Origin of the sequence: Pantoea eucalypti, assembly GCF_009646115.1 — a bacterium.
In the GTDB taxonomy this organism is placed as follows: Bacteria; Pseudomonadota; Gammaproteobacteria; order Enterobacterales; family Enterobacteriaceae; genus Pantoea; species Pantoea eucalypti.
This window is the reverse complement of sequence record NZ_CP045720.1, coordinates 858998-875821: the sequence shown is the minus strand read 5'-3', so window position 1 is coordinate 875821 and position 16824 is coordinate 858998. Positions and strand designations below refer to the sequence as shown.

Sequence of the window (16824 nt, the reverse complement as noted above, 5' to 3'; positions counted from 1 at the left end):
CTGCATCAGATGAGGAATACGTCGTGACAGATAACCTGACTTTGGCTAACGAAACTCAGTATAAGAACAGCCCGTAGCGATCACATTGGCGTATCGCCCTGGAATAAACTTATTAATGAAGTGATTATCTTGCGGATGCACAAAAGGCTGCGGTGTGGCTCACGAAAGTGGCAAATACCATGGCGAAATTAGCCGCTGACAACGCTTTACCCCGCTGTTTGTGAGGCTCTTCACTTGCTTTTGGATAAGCGACCCAAAACAACGCGGTGAAATACCTCAATGGTGGTCATTTGCACAATGCGCCACGTGCGACGCCTCCCTATACTGAAGCTGGCAAACACGCGTGTGACAGATCAGAACATTACAACGTGCCGCACAAGTACGGCACGACAGACAGGAAGGTGAGCGATGAAACCCAATACAGATGAACAACCGCTCTATATCAAAGTCCATGAGCATGACAATGTCGCGATTGTGGTCAACAGCATGGGTCTGCCAGCCGGCACGCAGTTTGCGGATGGCCTGACGCTTACTGAACATGTGCCGCAGGGCCATAAAGTGGCGCTAAGCGCCATTAACCAGGGTGCAGAGATTGTGCGATATGGTGAAGTTATCGGCTATGCGCTGCGGGATATTGCCCAGGGCAGCTGGATTGATGAATCTCTTGTTGCGCTGCCAGAAGCCCCTCCGCTGGAGAGCCTGCCGTTAGCCACGCAGGTTCCGCCTGATTTGCCGCCGTTAGAAGGTTACACCTTTGAAGGTTACCGGAATGCGGATGGCAGCGTGGGTACGCGTAATCTCCTCGGCATCACCACCAGTGTCCACTGCGTGGCCGGTGTGGTGGATCATGTCGTGCAGATCATTGAACGGGATCTGCTGCCACGCTTTCCGAATGTGGATGGCGTCGTCGCCCTGAACCATCTTTATGGCTGTGGTGTGGCGATCAACGCGCCTGCTGCGGTGGTGCCGATTCGCACCATTCATAATCTGGCACTGAATGCCAATTTCGGCGGCGAAGTGATGATCGTCAGTCTGGGTTGCGAAAAGTTGCAGCCTGAGCGCCTGCTGACCGGCACGCCTGACGTGCAGGCCATTTCACTGGACGACCATGACATCGTGCGTTTGCAGGATGAAAAGCTGGTGGGTTTCGGTGCGATGGTGAATGAGATTCTGCAGGTCGCAGAACGTCATCTTCAGCGGCTCAATGCGCGCCAGCGCGAAACCTGCTCCGCTGCAGAATTGATTGTGGGTATGCAGTGTGGAGGCAGCGATGCGTTCTCAGGCGTAACGGCGAATCCGGCGGTGGGCTTCGCCTCTGATCTGCTGGTGCGCTGCGGGGCGACCGTGATGTTCTCTGAAGTCACTGAAGTGCGTGATGCCATTCACCTGCTGACGCCACGGGTGATCAATCAGGAAGTTGGTAAGCGCTTACTTGAGGAGATGGCCTGGTATGACAATTACCTCGACCAGGGCCAGACTGATCGCAGCGCTAACCCGTCTCCCGGCAACAAAAAAGGCGGCCTGGCCAACGTAGTGGAAAAAGCACTGGGATCGATCGCCAAATCGGGACGCAGCGCCATTGTCGAAGTGCTCTCGCCGGGTCAACGGCCTACGCGGCGTGGATTAATTTATGCGGCGACGCCCGCCAGCGATTTTGTCTGCGGCACGCAGCAACTGGCATCCGGTATCACGTTACAGGTGTTCACGACCGGGCGCGGAACGCCTTACGGTCTGGCCGCGATTCCGGTGATCAAGATGGCGACGCGCAATGCGCTGGCAGAGCGCTGGCACGATCTGATGGACATCAATGCCGGAACGATTGCGACGGGTGAAGAGAGTATTGAGCAGGTGGGCTGGCGACTGTTTGAGTTGATTCTGGACATTGCCAGCGGCAGGAAGCAGACCTGGTCCGATCGCTGGGCTATCCGTAATCAGCTGGCTGTGTTTAACCCGGCGCCTGTCACCTGATATCGTCGCCAGTGCAGGCCAGGCTTATCATTACGCTGCGAAGGCAGAGATAAGCCTGGCACCACAATCAGAGCTGTGCGCCCCAGGCTTCAACCCATGGAGAGGTGACCGCTTCCGGCTCAGGGTTTTCAGTGGCATCAACCAGTAATACTTCGCCAACCCGCTGAGCGCCCTGCTCCTGCAGCAGCGCATCAAACGCTTTGCCCGCGCCACAGAAATGGTCATAACTGCTGTCACCCAGCGCAATCACGCCGTAGCGCAGCGCAGGCTGATGACCCAGCTTATCTTTGATCGCATGGAACAGACCGGAAATCGAATCGGGCAAATCGCCCTGGCCGGTGGTTGAGGTGACGATTAACGCCACATCGCCGGCACCGTTCTGCCAGTCTGCCAGCGTCGGATCATCAAATACGGTGACGCTGTGCCCCTGCTGTTGCAGTAACGGCTCCGCTTCTTCCGCCACCAGCAATGCATTGCCGTATACCGTACCTACAAAAATGCCAATCTTTGCCATCTGCTTTCTCCCTTATTCTGAAACGCTATCCTGTCCTGGCGCTGCGTTAAACTCAACCCGCGGCACCTCAGGAATCTGATCCTGCCAGCCAAACTGATTCATCAGATTCTGCCAGACGCCATCCAGTCCGGCGCGTATCAGCAATGGTTCACCGGTCACCGGATGGGTCAATGCCAGGCTGCTCGCGTGCAGCATCAGTCGGTTAGCGCCGAAATGTTCGGCGGCACCCCGGTTCTGACGCAGGTCACCGTGCGCAGAATCACCAATAATCGGATGACGCAGGTGTGACATATGGCGACGCAGCTGATGCTTGCGACCGGTTTTAGGGGCCATCTCTACAAGGCTGTAGCGCGACGTGGGATAACGACCAATGCCGACCGGCATCTCAACGGTGGCCAGTGACTGATAATCGGTGACGGCGGGCTGTGCGGTGCGCGCTTCAGTGGCGTGTTTATCGGCAATTTTATCCAGCTCTTCCACCAGCGGATAATCGATCGTTCCACTGCTCTCCAGCCAGCCACGCACCACGGCGTGGTAGGTTTTCTGCATCTGGTGCTGTTCAAACTGCAGGGAAAGCAGACGTCCGACTTCACTCGAAAGCCCCATCAGCAGCACGCCTGACGTGGGTTTATCCAGTCGATGCGCGGTAAAGACATGCTGTCCGATCTGATCACGAACAGTCTGCATCACAAACACCGTTTCATGGCGATCCAGCCAGCTGCGATGAACCAGCCAGCCGCTGGGCTTGTTAACGGCAACCAGCCACTCATCCTGATAGAGTATCTCCAGCATCAGTGGGCAGCATCCTTCATCAAGGCATCCAGCTGACGCAGGGTCAGCAGCAGCGGCGCAATGCCGGGCTGGTCAGGTACCAGCGCCACTTCATAATAGGGGGCAACGGCAAAGTTTTGCGGCAGCGGATGTCCCGCGGCAATCAGGGCATGCATCCGCGGGACTAAGACCCACTGGAGCCACTGCAGCGGTTCCAGTGTATCCACGCAAAAAGGTTCCTGGCTCTTAAGCGCACCCTCGGCCGGAGGAGTACTTTGCCAGAGATGGTGCTCACGCATCACCGCTTCCAGTTGCTCCAGCCGTTGCGTAATTAATTGTTCAGGCGCCATGCGCCACCTCCAGCGAGCAGTCAAAAATGGGCGGCAAGCATATCACTTGTTGGCACAGGCACAAAAAAAGGGAGCACTGTATAAACAGTGCTCCCGGTTCGTTTGCAGCTATCCTGCTACGTTTATGCTCCCTGCTCTTCCATGACAACTTGTCCAGTGCGAACTCCTGTCGCGCATCGTCCTGATGTATCCTTAGCCTCCTGGCCCACCGCCTCTTCTGAGGGGTTCTCGTTCTCCATCCTGGAGGTGTCCCTTACTCAATCCTGAGCGATCCTGTTTCGTCCTGAAACCTTCACTGTGCCGTAAGCTCCGTTACGTTCCTGCCTCATGGCTTACCATCATCCTGACGATATCTGTTTCCTGAGCATCCTGCAGTGAGAAACATTTTGACAGAAACCGTTACGCAAACAAGGTACTCAGAAGGGAACTTTACGAAATGTGCTGCAGATATTCAGATAAACGCCATTAAGTTTATGATTCACAATATTTTTACATTTCAGTTTTCCGAATATCTTATCTGTTATATGGCGATCTCTCACAGAAGATGTAAGAGATATCTCACAAGGTCAGCAGCCGATCACTGCAAATCAGTTGATAACCGGTTGTAATGACTTAAGAAATATCTCAAGACTTTCGGCTAATACCGCACGCTGTTTGCGGCCAGGCTGCTCCAGAATCACTTCACCACTGAGATTAGAAAGCGAGATGATCTCCTCTTCTGAATCGGTTGTGGCAATAAACAGCGTAGGCGACTGCCTGAGGCGGCGCTGCATCACCAGATGGCCAATCAGGTTCTCCTGTAACCGCAGGAAATCCTCTTCACTCCACACCTGCAACAGTGTCAGCTGATTCTCGCCAAAAGTGGCCTGCATATCCCCGGCAAACTGCGCGGTATAGAAATCTGTGACTGACGGCTGAAGCTGGATATCGATCGCCCGTTCAACGGCATCCAGCGTCGGTGGCAGACTAAAAGGCTGCGGCTGCCAGAGCACACGCTGATCGCGATCCTCAAGTGCGCAGGGCGAGGGAACGCCATAAAGATCGCTGCTGGCCGGCGCATGTCCCGCCTGCTGAAGCCAGTGCTGGCAGTATCGGGTAGTAAAGTCGCGCAACGCGGCGGCAGTTTGCTGCATCATTCATATTCTCACTTCTGATGGGTTACACTTAGCCACTTTGATTAATTTTGGTGGTAACCGCAATGACTACTCACGAACAGGATCAGGCACTCAGTAACCTGACGCTGGGCAAACCCACAGCCTATCACGATCAGTATGACAACAGCTTACTGCAGTCGGTGCCACGCAGTCTGAACCGTGAACCGCTGGGCCTGTTTCCCGACAGCCTGCCCTTTACCGGCAGCGATATCTGGACCCTGTATGAACTCTCGTGGCTCAACAGTAAAGGGCTACCCCAGGTTGCCGTCGGCGAAGTGGTGCTGGATGCACAGAGCCGCAATCTGATCGAGTCGAAAAGCTTTAAGCTTTACCTTAACAGTTTTAACCAGACCCGCTTTGCGGACTGGGGCGAGGTCCGTCAGACGCTGGAGCGGGATCTGAGCGCCTGTGCAGAAGGTGAAGTGCAGGTTGCGCTGTTCCGTCTTAGTGAAATTGAAGGTCAGCCTGTCGGTCATTTTGACGGTTGCTGTATTGATGAGCAGGATATTGCTATCGACGATTATCGCTTCAATGCCGACTATCTGGCGGATGCCGCAGGCAGCGAAATCGTTGAGGAGACGCTGGTCAGCCATCTGCTCAAGTCAAACTGCCTGATCACCAATCAGCCTGACTGGGGCTCGGTGATGATCCGCTACACAGGCCCGCGTATCGACCATGAAGCGCTGCTGCGCTATCTGGTCTCATTCCGCCAGCATAACGAATTTCACGAGCAGTGCGTCGAGCGCATCTTTAATGATGTGATGCGTTTCTGTCATCCTGAAGCGCTGACCGTTTATGCACGCTACACCCGCCGTGGCGGACTGGATATCAACCCGTGGCGCACCAATGTGCCCTTCTCACCCGGTTTTTCACGGCTGGTTCGTCAGTAGTTTGCGAGACTTCTCGCAGGCTGCGTGCTGTATGCGCAGTTCCGCTTGAGCTGTGCAGGCCGACAAGGCTACTCTGATGAAGGCGGCAATCTGCGGATTGCCGACCAGGGATTTTCGTCACTGCGGTTGCAGTGCCAACAGGCACCCAGGCGGGTGTAAAGGAGTTCATTTGATTACCCATATCAGTCCACTTGGCTCAATGGATCTGCTCTCGCAACTGGAAGTCGATATGCTTAAGCGCACAGCCAGCAGCGACCTCTACCAGCTGTTTCGCAATTGCTCTCTGGCAGTACTCAACTCCGGCAGCCAGACTGACAGCAGCCACGAACTGCTCTCCCGCTTTGAGAATTTTGACATCAACGTGCTGCGCCGTGAGCGCGGCGTCAAACTGGAACTGATCAATCCACCGGAAGAGGCGTTCGTTGATGGCCGCATCATCCGTTCCCTGCAGGCAAATCTGTTTGCGGTGCTGCGTGACATCCTGTTTGTCAGCGGCCAGCTCAACATGCCGGGCCGTTTCACGGCAGCCGAAGAGAACGATTCCGCCACGATCACCAACACCGTGTTTTCCATTTTGCGTAATGCACGGGCACTGCACATTGGCGAGTATCCCAACACCGTAGTGTGCTGGGGTGGACACTCAATCAACGCCGTTGAGTACCAGTATTGCCGCAATGTTGGTACGCAGTTGGGTCTGCGCGAGCTGAATATCTGTACCGGCTGCGGGCCGGGCGTGATGGAAGCACCAATGAAAGGGGCCGCCGTTGGCCACGCCCAGCAGCGCTATCGTGACAGCCGCTTTATCGGCCTGACAGAACCCTCGATCATTGCGGCTGAACCGCCGAATCCGCTGGTGAATGAGCTGATCATCATGCCAGACATCGAAAAACGTCTGGAAGCGTTTGTGCGTATCGCCCATGGCATCATTATTTTCCCGGGCGGGGTCGGCACGGCAGAAGAGCTGCTCTATCTGCTGGGCATTCTGATGAATCCGCAGAACAACGACCAGGTACTGCCGCTGATCCTGACCGGACCAGAAGAGAGCGCCGATTATTTCCGTGTGCTGGATGATTTCATCGTCAACACGCTGGGTGAACAGGCGCGTAAGCATTATCAGATTATTATCGATGATGCGGCAGAAGTGGCGCGTCTGATGAAGAAAGCGATGCCGCAGGTTAAAGAGAATCGTCGCGAAACCGGCGATGCTTACAGCTTTAACTGGTCGATTCGCATTGAACCCGATCTGCAGGTGCCGTTCCTGCCCACCCATGAAAATATGGCTAACCTCAATCTCTACACGAATCAGCCTCCTGAGAAGCTGGCCGCCGACCTGCGCCGCGCCTTCTCAGGCATCGTCGCGGGTAACGTTAAAGAGATGGGCATCCGCGAAATCCGTGAGAAGGGACGCTTTAAACTGCATGGCGACCCCGACATCATGCACCGCATGGATGAACTGCTGCAGGGATTCGTTGCCCAGCAGCGCATGAAGCTGCCAGGCACTGCTTACATCCCCTGCTACGAAATTATCAAATAAACCAGGAGGCAGCCCCCAGGCTGCCCATACTCTCATGGCTTTTCATCTTGTTATTGTTGACGCATTGAATCTGATTCGCCGTCTGCATGCGGTACAAGGCTCCCCCTGTGTCGACGGCTGTGTGGCTGCGCTGCGCCAGGTACTGGGTCACGCCCGTCCGACCCATGCCGTGGCGGTATTTGATGGCGAAGCGCGTCATCAGGGCTGGCGGCATCAGCTGCTTCCCGACTACAAAAGCGGTCGTCCGCCGATGCCAGACGATTTGCAGGCAGAGATGCCGGCGTTACAGGAGGCTTTTCGCGCAGCAGGCGTAAGCTGCTGGATTGCGGGCGAGGATGAAGCGGATGATTTAGCGGCGACGCTGGCGGTTAAAATGGCCCAGGCCGGACATCAGGCCACCATTGTTTCCACTGACAAAGGCTACTGCCAGCTGCTGGCACCCGAGATCCGCATCCGCGACTACTTCCAGAAACGGTGGCTCGACCTGCCTTTTATCGAGGCAGAGTTTGGCGTGGCGCCCCAGCGGTTACCTGACTACTGGGGATTATGCGGCATCAGCAGCAGTAAAATTCCGGGCATCACCGGCATCGGCCCTAAAAGCGCAAAGCAGCTGCTAACAACGTTTCAGACGCTTGAGGGGGTCTACCAGCAACTGGACCAGGTGCCCGCCAAATGGCGGGAAAAACTCGCTGAAGGGCAGCATATGGCAGAGATTAGTCGTCAGGTGGCCACACTGAAGCAGGATCTGGTGTTGCAGGGAAATCTGAACACGCTGCGTTACACCGGCTGAGTGCAACGGCACTCAGCCAGTCGATTAACGCTCGTCGCGACGGCCACCGGTCGCAGCCCACATACGACGCACATGAACCGTTACCTCTTCGCGGTCATGATAGAGCTGACGGGCGCGAATCTGCACGTTGATGCCATTCTCATCAAACCGCTCCTGCATCATGGCCAGATTCTGCGTGACCTCTTCATAGCGCTTTTTCATCGGCAACTTAAGGTTGAAGATCGCTTCGCGGCACCAGCCGTTGACCAGCCAGTCGGTCATCAGGTTAGCCACGCGAACCGGCTTCTCTACCATGTCACACACCAGCCAGCTGATGTTGGTGCGAGGCGGACGGAATTTAAATCCATCCGCTTTCTCATGCATCACCTGGCCGGTATCCATCAGGCTCGGTGCCATCGGTCCGTTGTCTACCGCATAAACCATCATGCTGCGCTGGACCAGTTGATAGGTCCAGCCGCCCGGACAGGCTCCCAGGTCCACCGCGTACATGCCGCTGGCTAAACGCTCATCCCACTCATCCGCAGGGATGAATACGTGGAATGCCTCTTCCAGCTTAAGCGTGGAACGGCTTGGCGCATCAGAAGGAAACTTAAGGCGTGGAATACCCATATAAAACGGCGAGCTGTTTTCCCGAATGGAGTAACCGACGTAACAGGTGCCAGGTGCGATGAAAAACACATGCACAACCGGGCGTTTCGGGCTTTCATAGTTCAGCAGGATTTTGCTTTCACGCAGTGCTGAACGCAGCGGCACGGTGAACTTGCGGCAGAATTTGGTCAGCTCTTTGGCTTCGTTGGTGTCAGGCACTTCAACACGCAGTTCGCCCCCCTTCTCCACCACGCCGGTCAGCATGCCGACAATCGGGGTGATACGATCTTCCTGTGGCAGGTCACGCAGCATTTCGCCGACGACCAGCATCTGACGGGCAAAGATCAGCTCGTCAAATGGCAGCTCACGCGCCAGGCGATCAGCATCTTCGAACTGATAGCACTCAAACAACACGTAGCCGGAGTCATCTTTAACGCGGGGAAAGCCGTAGATTTCGCGTTCCGCCGCTTTAGCGCTGATTTCTGCCGCGCACTCTTTTTCAAAACCGGGGCGACAATAGAGTAAAACTTTATTCATGGCGTTCTGCCTTTCGTTTAAGACGCAAAGCGCCAATCAACATCAATACCCAACCGGCGAGGAAACAGACTCCACCCACAGGTGTGATAAAAACCCAAAATTTAAGATGTGACAGCGCCAGACAATAGAGGCTGCCACTGAACAGCACGGTGCCGAGCGCCATTAACGCACTGCTCCAGTAAAACCAGATATTGGCGCGACGTAACATCGCAGCGCCCAGCCCCATCACCGCTAAGGTGTGATAAGCCTGATACTCCAGCCCGGTATGAATCCAGGCCATTTCAGCCGCACCAAGCGACTGACTCAACACGTGGGCACCAAATGCGCCAAAAGCCACCAGCAGAAATCCGCTGATAGCCGCAAAAACAAACATGGCACGACTGGACATGAACTGACCCTCAGGGTGCTTTTGCATCTGAATGCAAATAAATCAATACGTTATTGTTGATAGCGAAAGCGGAATTTTTCTTGTTCGGTTGCAGCTTTTTCCAGAATCCACTGTCGGAAGGCGGCTATTTTACCCAGTTCTGCCTGACTGTCATGACAAACCAGATAAAAAGCGTTTTTACTGACTAATACATCATTAAATGGGCAGATTAATCGTCCGGCTTCTATTTCACTCTGCGCCATAACATTGTTGGCCAGCGCCACGCCCTGACCATGAATCGCCGCCTGCAGAACCATCGCGCTGTGGCTGAAAATTGGCCCCTGCTGCACATTAATATGCTGCAGGCCCAGCTGCCGGATATAGGATTGCCAGTCGCGGCGGGAGGCATCATGCAGCAGGGTAAAACGCGACAGATCCATCGGCGTTTTCAGCGGATTATCCCCGGTCATCAGTGACGGCGAGCAGACCGGCAACAGATATTCGGCATAGAGTTTTTCCACCCGCAGTCCGGGCCAGTTGCCCCGCCCGTAAAAAATCGCCACATCGACATCGTCTGCCAGTTTCTCTTCGTCACGGTCAACCGCCTGGATGCGCACGTCAATTCCCGGATAAGCCATATTAAAGCTGGAGAGGCGGGGAACCAGCCACTGAATGGCAAAGCTTGGCAGTAAACTGACCGTCAGCGCCCCCTTGGCACTGCGGGCCTGCAATTTGCGCGTCGCTTCGTTTATCGCCGAGAAAATCTCTTTGATGTCGAGATAGTAGCTTTGTCCTTCCTCGGTCAGTAACAGCGAACGATTCCTCCGGCGAAACAGCTTTAACCCCAGAAAATCTTCCAGAGATTTTATCTGATGGCTTACAGCAGCCTGGGTGACAAACAGCTCTTCAGCCGCTTTGGTAAAGCTTAAATGGCGTGCAGCTGCATCAAAAACACGCAGTGCGTTAAGAGGAGGAAGGCGTTTCGACATGGTTTTCCGTATCCGGATCGGCGAAAAATACGCAGGCTAATACAAAGCGTTTACGTATTAGAATTTTTAATCCGAGGCATTATAATTTGTCCGTTGAGGAACCTCCAGCAAATACCTATAGTTGCCACACTTCCTGAGCCGGAACGAAAAGTTTTTAGATTTGTGAGTGAGTTCGCAGATTTTCTGAAAGCTTTTGGCTTGTGGTCGTGATGTTGTGTTTGCAAATTTTTGATCCGACGATTGCGGATCGAGCGCTTAATTCCTGTAGATTTACCCTGTCTGTCCATAGTGATTTTTAAATAGCACCGCAAATTGCGGTGCTTTTTTTTTGCTGCTTACTTTGACTCAACCATTTCTTTGACGTCTGAGCGGTTAATCTGCTGCTCGTTGCCATTCGCATCTTTATAGCTGATCATGCCGGTATCATTATCAACTTTAGGCTTGCCGGCAGCCACGATAGTGCGGCCATCGTTGGTATGCATCACGTAATTACTTGAACAGGCACTCAGTGTAAAAGCAAGAGTACACACGGCCAGAACTGCGGTAAGTTTTTTCATCTGCTATCTCCTTGTAGATTGATTGCATCAAACCACCCGCGCTACGCTAACCAGAGGCAGCCGATAAGTGAGATCGACTATTAAACGTCCACTCGTTATGCGGGTTTGGTTCAAACCTTGCAATATTCAGCATAACGCGCTTTTCCAGCTTTGCCAGACGCAGACCATTCTTTCAGTGTGGTCCTAATTTTTCTTATCATGGACCCGGCATGATCCCATTTAACCCTAGCGACTTTCGCCAGCAGTTTCCCGCGCTCGCCGACGCCGGCGTTTATCTCGATAGCGCCGCGACCACGCTGAAGCCGCAGGCCGTCATTGACAGTACACAGCAGTTTTACAGCCTCAGCGCAGGGACGGTTCATCGCAGCCAGTTTGCCGCTGCGCAGGCCTTAACCCATCGCTATGAACAGGCGCGTCATCAGGTTGGCTGCTGGCTGAATGCCGCAGACGATCGTGAGATTATCTGGACGCGCGGCACCACCGAAGCGATAAACCTGGTGGCGAACAGCTGGCTGCGCCCGCGCCTGCAACCCGGTGATGAGATTGTGGTGAGTGAGGCTGAGCACCACGCCAACCTGGTCCCCTGGCTGATGGCTGCACAGGCATGCGGTGCCCACGTCATAAAATGGCCGTTAGGGCCAGATCGCCTGCCCGATATCAGCCTGTTACCCAACCTGCTCAACAACCGCACCCGCCTGCTGGCTATAGGCCAGATGTCGAACGTCACCGGAGGATGTCCCGATCTCGCCAGAGCGATTCCGCTGGCACACGCCGTGGGTGCGAAAGTGATGGTCGATGGCGCGCAGGGGGTGGTGCATTGCCCGCCTGACGTACAGGCGCTGGATATCGACTTTTACGCTTTTTCCGGCCATAAGATTTACGGCCCGATGGGCATTGGCGCGTTATATGGCAAAGCGGACCTGCTGGAAGCGATGTCACCTTGGCAGGGTGGCGGAAAAATGATAACGGATGTCGATTTCAGTGGCTTCACACCACAGCCAGTGCCCTGGCGTTTTGAGGCAGGTACTCCGAATGTGGCGGGCGTAGTGGGCCTGAGTGCAGCACTGAGCTGGCTGGCGCAGTACGATCTGGCCGAAGCGGAGCGCTGGAGTCAGCATCTGGCGACACTGGCGGAGGAGCAGCTGGCAGAATTGCCTGGCTTCCGCAGCTTCCGCAGTGGCAACGCCAGCCTGCTGGCCTTTGAATTTGCTGGCCTGCATCACAGCGATCTGGTGACGCTGCTGGCTGAGCAGGGAATCGCCCTGCGCGCTGGCCAGCATTGTGCGCAGCCGTTGCTGGCAGCGCTGGGCGTCAGCGGCACGCTGCGGGCTTCTTTTGCACCCTATAATAGTTTGCAGGATGTTGATGCGCTGGTGCGCGCCATGAAAGGTGCCATCTCGCTGTTATCGGAGTTTTGATTATGTGTTCATCGCTGTTAGCGCCACACCCGTTTGGCGAACAGATTACTGTTGCCAGCCTGAAAGAGAGCTTTGGCCGCTTTCATCAATGGGAGGATCGTTATCGTCAGCTGATTCAGCTGAGCCGACAGTTACCTGGGTTGCCGGAGGAACTGAAAACCGCAGAAATTGAACTCAGCGGGTGTGAAAATCGGGTCTGGCTGGGCAGCCAGTTATGCGAGGATGGCACGCTGCATTTCTATGGTGACAGTGAAGGACGGATTGTGCGCGGCCTGCTGGCCGTGCTGCTGACTGCGGTTGAGGGCCAGACGCCACAACAGTTACTGGCCAGCGATCCCTTAACGCTGTTTGACGAACTGGGCCTGCGCGCCCAGCTCAGCGCTTCCCGCAGCAGCGGCCTGCAGGCGCTGGCTACCGCCGTGGAGCACGCCGCGCGTCAGGCGCTGACGGCATCCTGACGAACAGCGCGCGCCAGAAACTTCTTCAGCGCATGTGAAACGGCAACAAAGCCGAACGTAGCGGTAACCATGGTTGCCGCGCCAAAGCCGGATGTGCAATCCATCCGCTTCGGACCTTCCGCCGTGCTGCGTGAAGCACAGACGCTGCCATCTGCCTGCGGATAAACCAGCGCTTCAGTTGAAAAAACACAGTCGATGCCGAGTTTACCTTTGCTGTTTTTCACCACGCCCAGGCTTTTCAATCGTTCGCGCAGCTTCGCCGCCAGGGGATCCTGAATGGTTTTCGCCAGATCGGCGACCTGAATTTGCGTCGGATCAATCTGCCCACCCGCACCACCGGTGGTGATTAACGGGATCTTATTCCGGCGACACCAGGCGATCAGCGCCGCTTTAGGCCGCACGCTGTCGATAGCGTCGATCACGTAGTCAAAACCGGCAGCCATCAGTTCAGCAGTGTTCTCCGGCGTAATAAAGTCATCTATGCAGATCACTTCGCAGTCAGGATTGATCGCACGCAGCCGCTCTGCCATCACGTCCGTTTTGGCTTTGCCCACGTTGCCCTGAAGCGCATGAAGCTGCCGGTTGGTGTTGGTGATACAGACATCATCCATATCAATCAGGGTAATTTTACCAATCCCGGTGCGCACCAGTGCTTCCGCCGCCCAGGAACCGACGCCGCCAATACCGATGACGCAGAAGTGTGCGTCAGCAAAACGTTGCAGCGCATTCTGACCATAGAGACGCGCCGTGCCGCCAAAGCGCTGATGCCAGGCGTCGTTTAACACTTTCATAGTTGAACCTGTTACGTCGTGCGGGCCCGAAGGCCCGCAGAGAAGAAATTAGTTAGCGCCGAGAAGCAGTGAACCATTATTACCGTTTTGCGTGCCGGAGAACAGCGGCTGTCCGGCACCCGGTGCAGCTTTGAGTACCCAGACGCGGCCATAGTGATTATAGAAGCCGGCGAGATGCGCGGCGTCCGGGCCGATACCCTGATAGATATCAAAGTGCTGGCCTTTAATCGCGCCACCCACGTCGAGTGCGACCATCAGGCGCATCTCATATTTGCCGTTGAATTTGCCCTTCTCATTTAACTGCGGCACTTCAGCCAGCAGTACGGTGCCCGCCGGAATAATTGAGCGGTCAGAGGCAACCGAGGCTTTTGCTACCAGCGGAACGGCGCTGGCTCCACGCACCGGCGTAAACGGTTCAGCTTTAAAGAAGACAAACGATGGGTTGGTTTCCAGCAGTGCGCGAACTTCCTGCGGTGAGTGCTCCTGCGCCCACTGGCGAATGGCCTGCATCGACATATCTTCGCGTTTCACTTCGCCGCGATCGATCAGCTCTTTACCAATACTGTGGTAGCCCCAGCCATTTTTACCGGCGTAACCGAAGAAGGTCATCGGGCGGCCATCGCCAAAGTCGACATAACCACTGCCCTGCACATCCATCATGAAGTTATCAATCAGCGAGTTGCTGTAGGCAATGACATAGCGGTCATCGAGTCCGCCACTATAGATAGAAGCGCGGCTCGGTAATTTTTCTCCGCGTTTGCGCGGCGGCATGCGGTAGATCGGATACTGGAACTCACCCTGACGGGTGTAGCGCGCTTCCACGACCGGCGTGTAGTAACCCGTGAACTGCACGTTACCGTAGTTGTCCGTGCCCTCCATCTGCCAGGCGTTCAGGCCATACTGACGAAGCTGTCGGGTATCGGCTCCCGCCATCAGCCAGCTTTCAATTGCACTATAGGTGCCGTTCTGACGACTATAAAGGGCAGATGAGGCGGACTGAATCTGGCGCACCTGATCGCCAAAGTCTTTACCATTAACTGGCGCACCTTTGGCATTGGGCTGATTTACCAGCGCCAGCGGCTGTTCCAGTTTGCCATCTTTATATTGCTGACCGCGATCGGTCGGTTTAGAGCTACAGGCCGCCAGCAGCGTAATTAACGCGCCAGTGAGTGCATACTTCACCCAATGTGATTTCATTATCTTCTCTTTTTATAACTGTTCGCCCCGCGACGATAGCAAAGCCCCCGACAGAATGAAATGCATCCGCTTTGACCTGGTGCATATCAGTTCAATAATTAATCAGATGGTTGAATCCTTCAGCAACTGGCTGTTAATTTGGCTTTTATCTTCAAAAAGGGGTTGCATGAATTAGCGCGGAGAGTATAGTGCGCTTCCACGGACGCGGGGTGGAGCAGCCTGGTAGCTCGTCGGGCTCATAACCCGAAGGTCGTCGGTTCAAATCCGGCCCCCGCAACCAATACTTCTGCAGCAGTTTTACAGAAGTCACAGTGTGAGAAGTAAAAGTAATAGAAGCAATACGGACGCGGGGTGGAGCAGCCTGGTAGCTCGTCGGGCTCATAACCCGAAGGTCGTCGGTTCAAATCCGGCCCCCGCAACCAATACTTCTGCAGTTGTTTTACAGAAGTCACAATGTGAAAAAAGTATGATACGGACGCGGGGTGGAGCAGCCTGGTAGCTCGTCGGGCTCATAACCCGAAGGTCGTCGGTTCAAATCCGGCCCCCGCAACCAATCATTTAAACACCTGAAAGGGTGTTTTTTTGTTTCTGACGTTCCTGAAACCTCGTTAGTCTCTCTCCTGCCCTGAAAAGTGCACGGATAGCCGTAACTACCCGCAAACCGTTACCGATGGGCCAGCGCCGCCCCACTCTTCACATAAGCCTTAATGCCGTCCAGAATCGCCTCCGCAACCTGATGCTGATAGCGGGTGGTTCGCAACTTACGCTCCTCTTCCACATTACTGATAAACGCGGTCTCGACCAGAATAGACGGGATATCCGGGGCTTTCAGCACCGCAAATCCAGCCTGATCCACGGTACGTTTGTGCAGATGATTGATGCGCCCCATGCGATGCAGCACCTCTTTGCCAAACTTCAGGCTGTCATGAATCGTCTGGCGCTGCACCATATCGAACATGGTGTGATCAAGATAGCGGTCGCCGCTTTTGCTGACGCCACCAATCAGATCGGATTCATTCTGGGTCTGCGCCAGGAAACGGGCTGCCGCCGAGGTCGCACCGCTGGTTGATAAGGCAAACACTGACGAGCCGCGAGCTGCACGGCTGGTAAAGGCATCCGCATGGATCGAGACAAAAAGATCAGCGCGCTGTTTTCGGGCTTTCGCAACCCTGACGCGCAGCGGAATAAAGACATCTTCATTACGCGTCATATAGGCTTTCATATTGGACTCTTTGTCGATCAGCGCTTTGAGCCGCCGTCCAATCTTCAGCACAATATCCTTCTCGCGGGTCTTATATTTGCCGTGCGCACCCGGATCTTCCCCGCCGTGACCGGGATCGATCATGATAATGATCGGACGATCGCGCCCCGCTTTACCTGGCAAGGGTGCCTGCACGCCTTCATCTTTCTCCAGATCGCCCTGGTTATAGTCTTTCAGCAGGGCCAGAAGAGGATCATCTTCTATCGGGTTCTGACTCGGATAGAGGTCGACCACCAGCCGGTGATTGATCCCGGCGACCGGCGAAAGGTTAAAAATCTTTGGCGCAACGTTGCGCTTTAACTCCAGAACGACGCGCACTGTATTGCTGTCGAACTGGCCGACCCGGGCATTTTTAATAAAAGGATCGTCGACCCGTACCTGCTTATCCACCCCTTTCAGGGCCGAATTGAGATGCAGGCCCTGAATATCTATTACGAGCCGTTCGGGATTGCTCAGCGCAAACTGCTTGTATTTCAGCGCGACGTTTGACTCCAGCGTCATCCGCGAGTAAGTGGATGAGGGCCAGATACGCACCGCCACAATGTGGTTTTTTGCCGCCAGTCCTGTGCGGCTGACGCTTAACAGCAGTAAGGCGCCCGTCCCCTGTAAAAATCGTCTGCGTGAAAAATGGGAATTAACGTCTGACATGCCGCTCCAGCTGCTGTGTTATGTCTAAAAAAGCGCCAGTTA

17 protein-coding genes and 3 tRNA genes are annotated in these 16824 nt (G+C 54.9%); 9 read left to right on the top strand and 11 right to left on the bottom strand.

Going from position 1 to position 16824, the window contains the following annotated elements; all coding sequences use genetic code 11:
• Positions 1-408 precede the first annotated feature (408 nt).
• The gene (gene garD / locus EE896_RS04160; protein ID WP_140916644.1) at positions 409-1968 is read left to right on the top strand and encodes a galactarate dehydratase; all 1560 of its coding nucleotides are present in this window, start codon (positions 409-411) and stop codon (positions 1966-1968) included.
• A 67-nt stretch (positions 1969-2035) separates the two neighbouring features.
• Here garD and EE896_RS04155 read toward each other — a convergent pair whose 3' ends face one another.
• The 4 genes from EE896_RS04155 to syd form a co-directional block, all read right to left on the bottom strand.
• The gene (locus tag EE896_RS04155) at positions 2036-2482 is read right to left on the bottom strand and encodes a flavodoxin (protein WP_033763211.1); all 447 of its coding nucleotides are present in this window, start codon (positions 2480-2482) and stop codon (positions 2036-2038) included.
• A 12-nt stretch (positions 2483-2494) separates the two neighbouring features.
• Complete coding sequence (gene truC, locus EE896_RS04150; RefSeq protein WP_008927119.1) at positions 2495-3274, bottom strand: tRNA pseudouridine(65) synthase TruC; 780 nt, start codon at positions 3272-3274, stop codon at positions 2495-2497.
• Positions 3274-3603: a YqcC family protein gene (locus tag EE896_RS04145; RefSeq protein ID WP_008927120.1), complete on the bottom strand. Its 330-nt coding sequence runs from the start codon at positions 3601-3603 to the stop codon at positions 3274-3276. Before EE896_RS04145 ends, truC begins: the two co-directional genes overlap by 1 nt.
• A gap of 587 nt (positions 3604-4190) precedes the next feature.
• A complete protein-coding gene (syd, locus tag EE896_RS04140) occupies positions 4191-4739 on the bottom strand; it encodes a SecY-interacting protein (protein ID WP_033743633.1) in 549 nt (182 codons plus the stop codon).
• Positions 4740-4801: 62 nt separating this feature from the next.
• Between syd and queF the strand changes: the two genes are divergently transcribed.
• The 3 genes from queF to xni all read left to right on the top strand — a co-directional run bounded on the left by queF (position 4802) and on the right by xni (position 7971).
• Entirely contained in the window at positions 4802-5647 is an 846-nt protein-coding gene (queF, locus tag EE896_RS04135) for an NADPH-dependent 7-cyano-7-deazaguanine reductase QueF (protein ID WP_140916643.1), read from the top strand.
• Positions 5648-5816: 169 nt separating this feature from the next.
• Complete coding sequence (gene ppnN / locus EE896_RS04130; RefSeq protein ID WP_003854629.1) at positions 5817-7181, top strand: nucleotide 5'-monophosphate nucleosidase PpnN; 1365 nt, start codon at positions 5817-5819, stop codon at positions 7179-7181.
• 34 nt (positions 7182-7215) lie between these two features.
• On the top strand, positions 7216-7971 hold the full coding sequence (gene xni / locus EE896_RS04125; protein WP_008927122.1) for a flap endonuclease Xni: 756 nt from the start codon (positions 7216-7218) through the stop codon (positions 7969-7971).
• Between the two features lie 24 nt (positions 7972-7995).
• Here the strand turns inward: xni and rlmM are convergent, their stop codons facing one another.
• The 4 genes from rlmM to EE896_RS04105 all read right to left on the bottom strand — a co-directional run bounded on the left by rlmM (position 7996) and on the right by EE896_RS04105 (position 11009).
• On the bottom strand, positions 7996-9096 hold the full coding sequence (gene rlmM, locus EE896_RS04120) for a 23S rRNA (cytidine(2498)-2'-O)-methyltransferase RlmM (protein ID WP_003854631.1): 1101 nt from the start codon (positions 9094-9096) through the stop codon (positions 7996-7998).
• Positions 9089-9484 (bottom strand): DUF423 domain-containing protein, encoded by a 396-nt coding sequence (locus tag EE896_RS04115; RefSeq protein WP_003854633.1) that lies wholly within the window; start codon positions 9482-9484, stop codon positions 9089-9091. Before EE896_RS04115 ends, rlmM begins: the two co-directional genes overlap by 8 nt.
• A gap of 50 nt (positions 9485-9534) precedes the next feature.
• Positions 9535-10452, bottom strand: coding sequence for a transcriptional regulator GcvA (locus EE896_RS04110; protein WP_003854641.1), 918 nt, complete (start codon positions 10450-10452; stop codon positions 9535-9537).
• A gap of 335 nt (positions 10453-10787) precedes the next feature.
• Entirely contained in the window at positions 10788-11009 is a 222-nt protein-coding gene (locus EE896_RS04105) for a YgdI/YgdR family lipoprotein (RefSeq protein WP_003854643.1), read from the bottom strand.
• A 209-nt stretch (positions 11010-11218) separates the two neighbouring features.
• On the opposite strand from EE896_RS04105, the gene csdA reads away from it, so the two are divergent.
• Both csdA and csdE read left to right on the top strand, forming a co-directional pair.
• Entirely contained in the window at positions 11219-12427 is a 1209-nt protein-coding gene (gene csdA, locus EE896_RS04100) for a cysteine desulfurase CsdA (protein ID WP_140916642.1), read from the top strand.
• 2 nt (positions 12428-12429) lie between these two features.
• Positions 12430-12885, top strand: a complete 456-nt coding sequence (gene csdE, locus EE896_RS04095) for a cysteine desulfurase sulfur acceptor subunit CsdE (RefSeq protein WP_008925647.1) — start codon at positions 12430-12432, stop codon at positions 12883-12885.
• On the opposite strand, the gene tcdA is transcribed toward csdE, so the two are convergent.
• Entirely contained in the window at positions 12864-13676 is an 813-nt protein-coding gene (gene tcdA, locus EE896_RS04090) for a tRNA cyclic N6-threonylcarbamoyladenosine(37) synthase TcdA (protein WP_003854645.1), read from the bottom strand. The two genes, csdE and tcdA, sit on opposite strands and share 22 nt — an antisense overlap.
• Before the next feature lie 48 nt (positions 13677-13724).
• Entirely contained in the window at positions 13725-14873 is a 1149-nt protein-coding gene (gene mltA / locus EE896_RS04085; RefSeq protein WP_003854646.1) for a murein transglycosylase A, read from the bottom strand.
• Between the two features lie 203 nt (positions 14874-15076).
• On the opposite strand from mltA, the gene EE896_RS04080 reads away from it, so the two are divergent.
• The 3 genes from EE896_RS04080 (at position 15077) to EE896_RS04070 (ending at position 15426) form a co-directional block, all read left to right on the top strand.
• A tRNA-Met gene (locus tag EE896_RS04080) sits at positions 15077-15153 on the top strand.
• 65 nt (positions 15154-15218) lie between these two features.
• Positions 15219-15295, top strand: a tRNA-Met gene (locus EE896_RS04075).
• Between the two features lie 54 nt (positions 15296-15349).
• Positions 15350-15426 (top strand) — tRNA-Met (locus tag EE896_RS04070).
• Positions 15427-15537: 111 nt separating this feature from the next.
• Here the strand turns inward: EE896_RS04070 and amiC are convergent.
• Positions 15538-16782 carry an N-acetylmuramoyl-L-alanine amidase AmiC gene (gene amiC / locus EE896_RS04065; protein ID WP_003853935.1) on the bottom strand — a complete coding sequence of 415 codons (1245 nt, stop codon included), beginning with the start codon at positions 16780-16782 and terminating at the stop codon, positions 15538-15540.
• Positions 16783-16824: the final 42 nt, after the last annotated feature.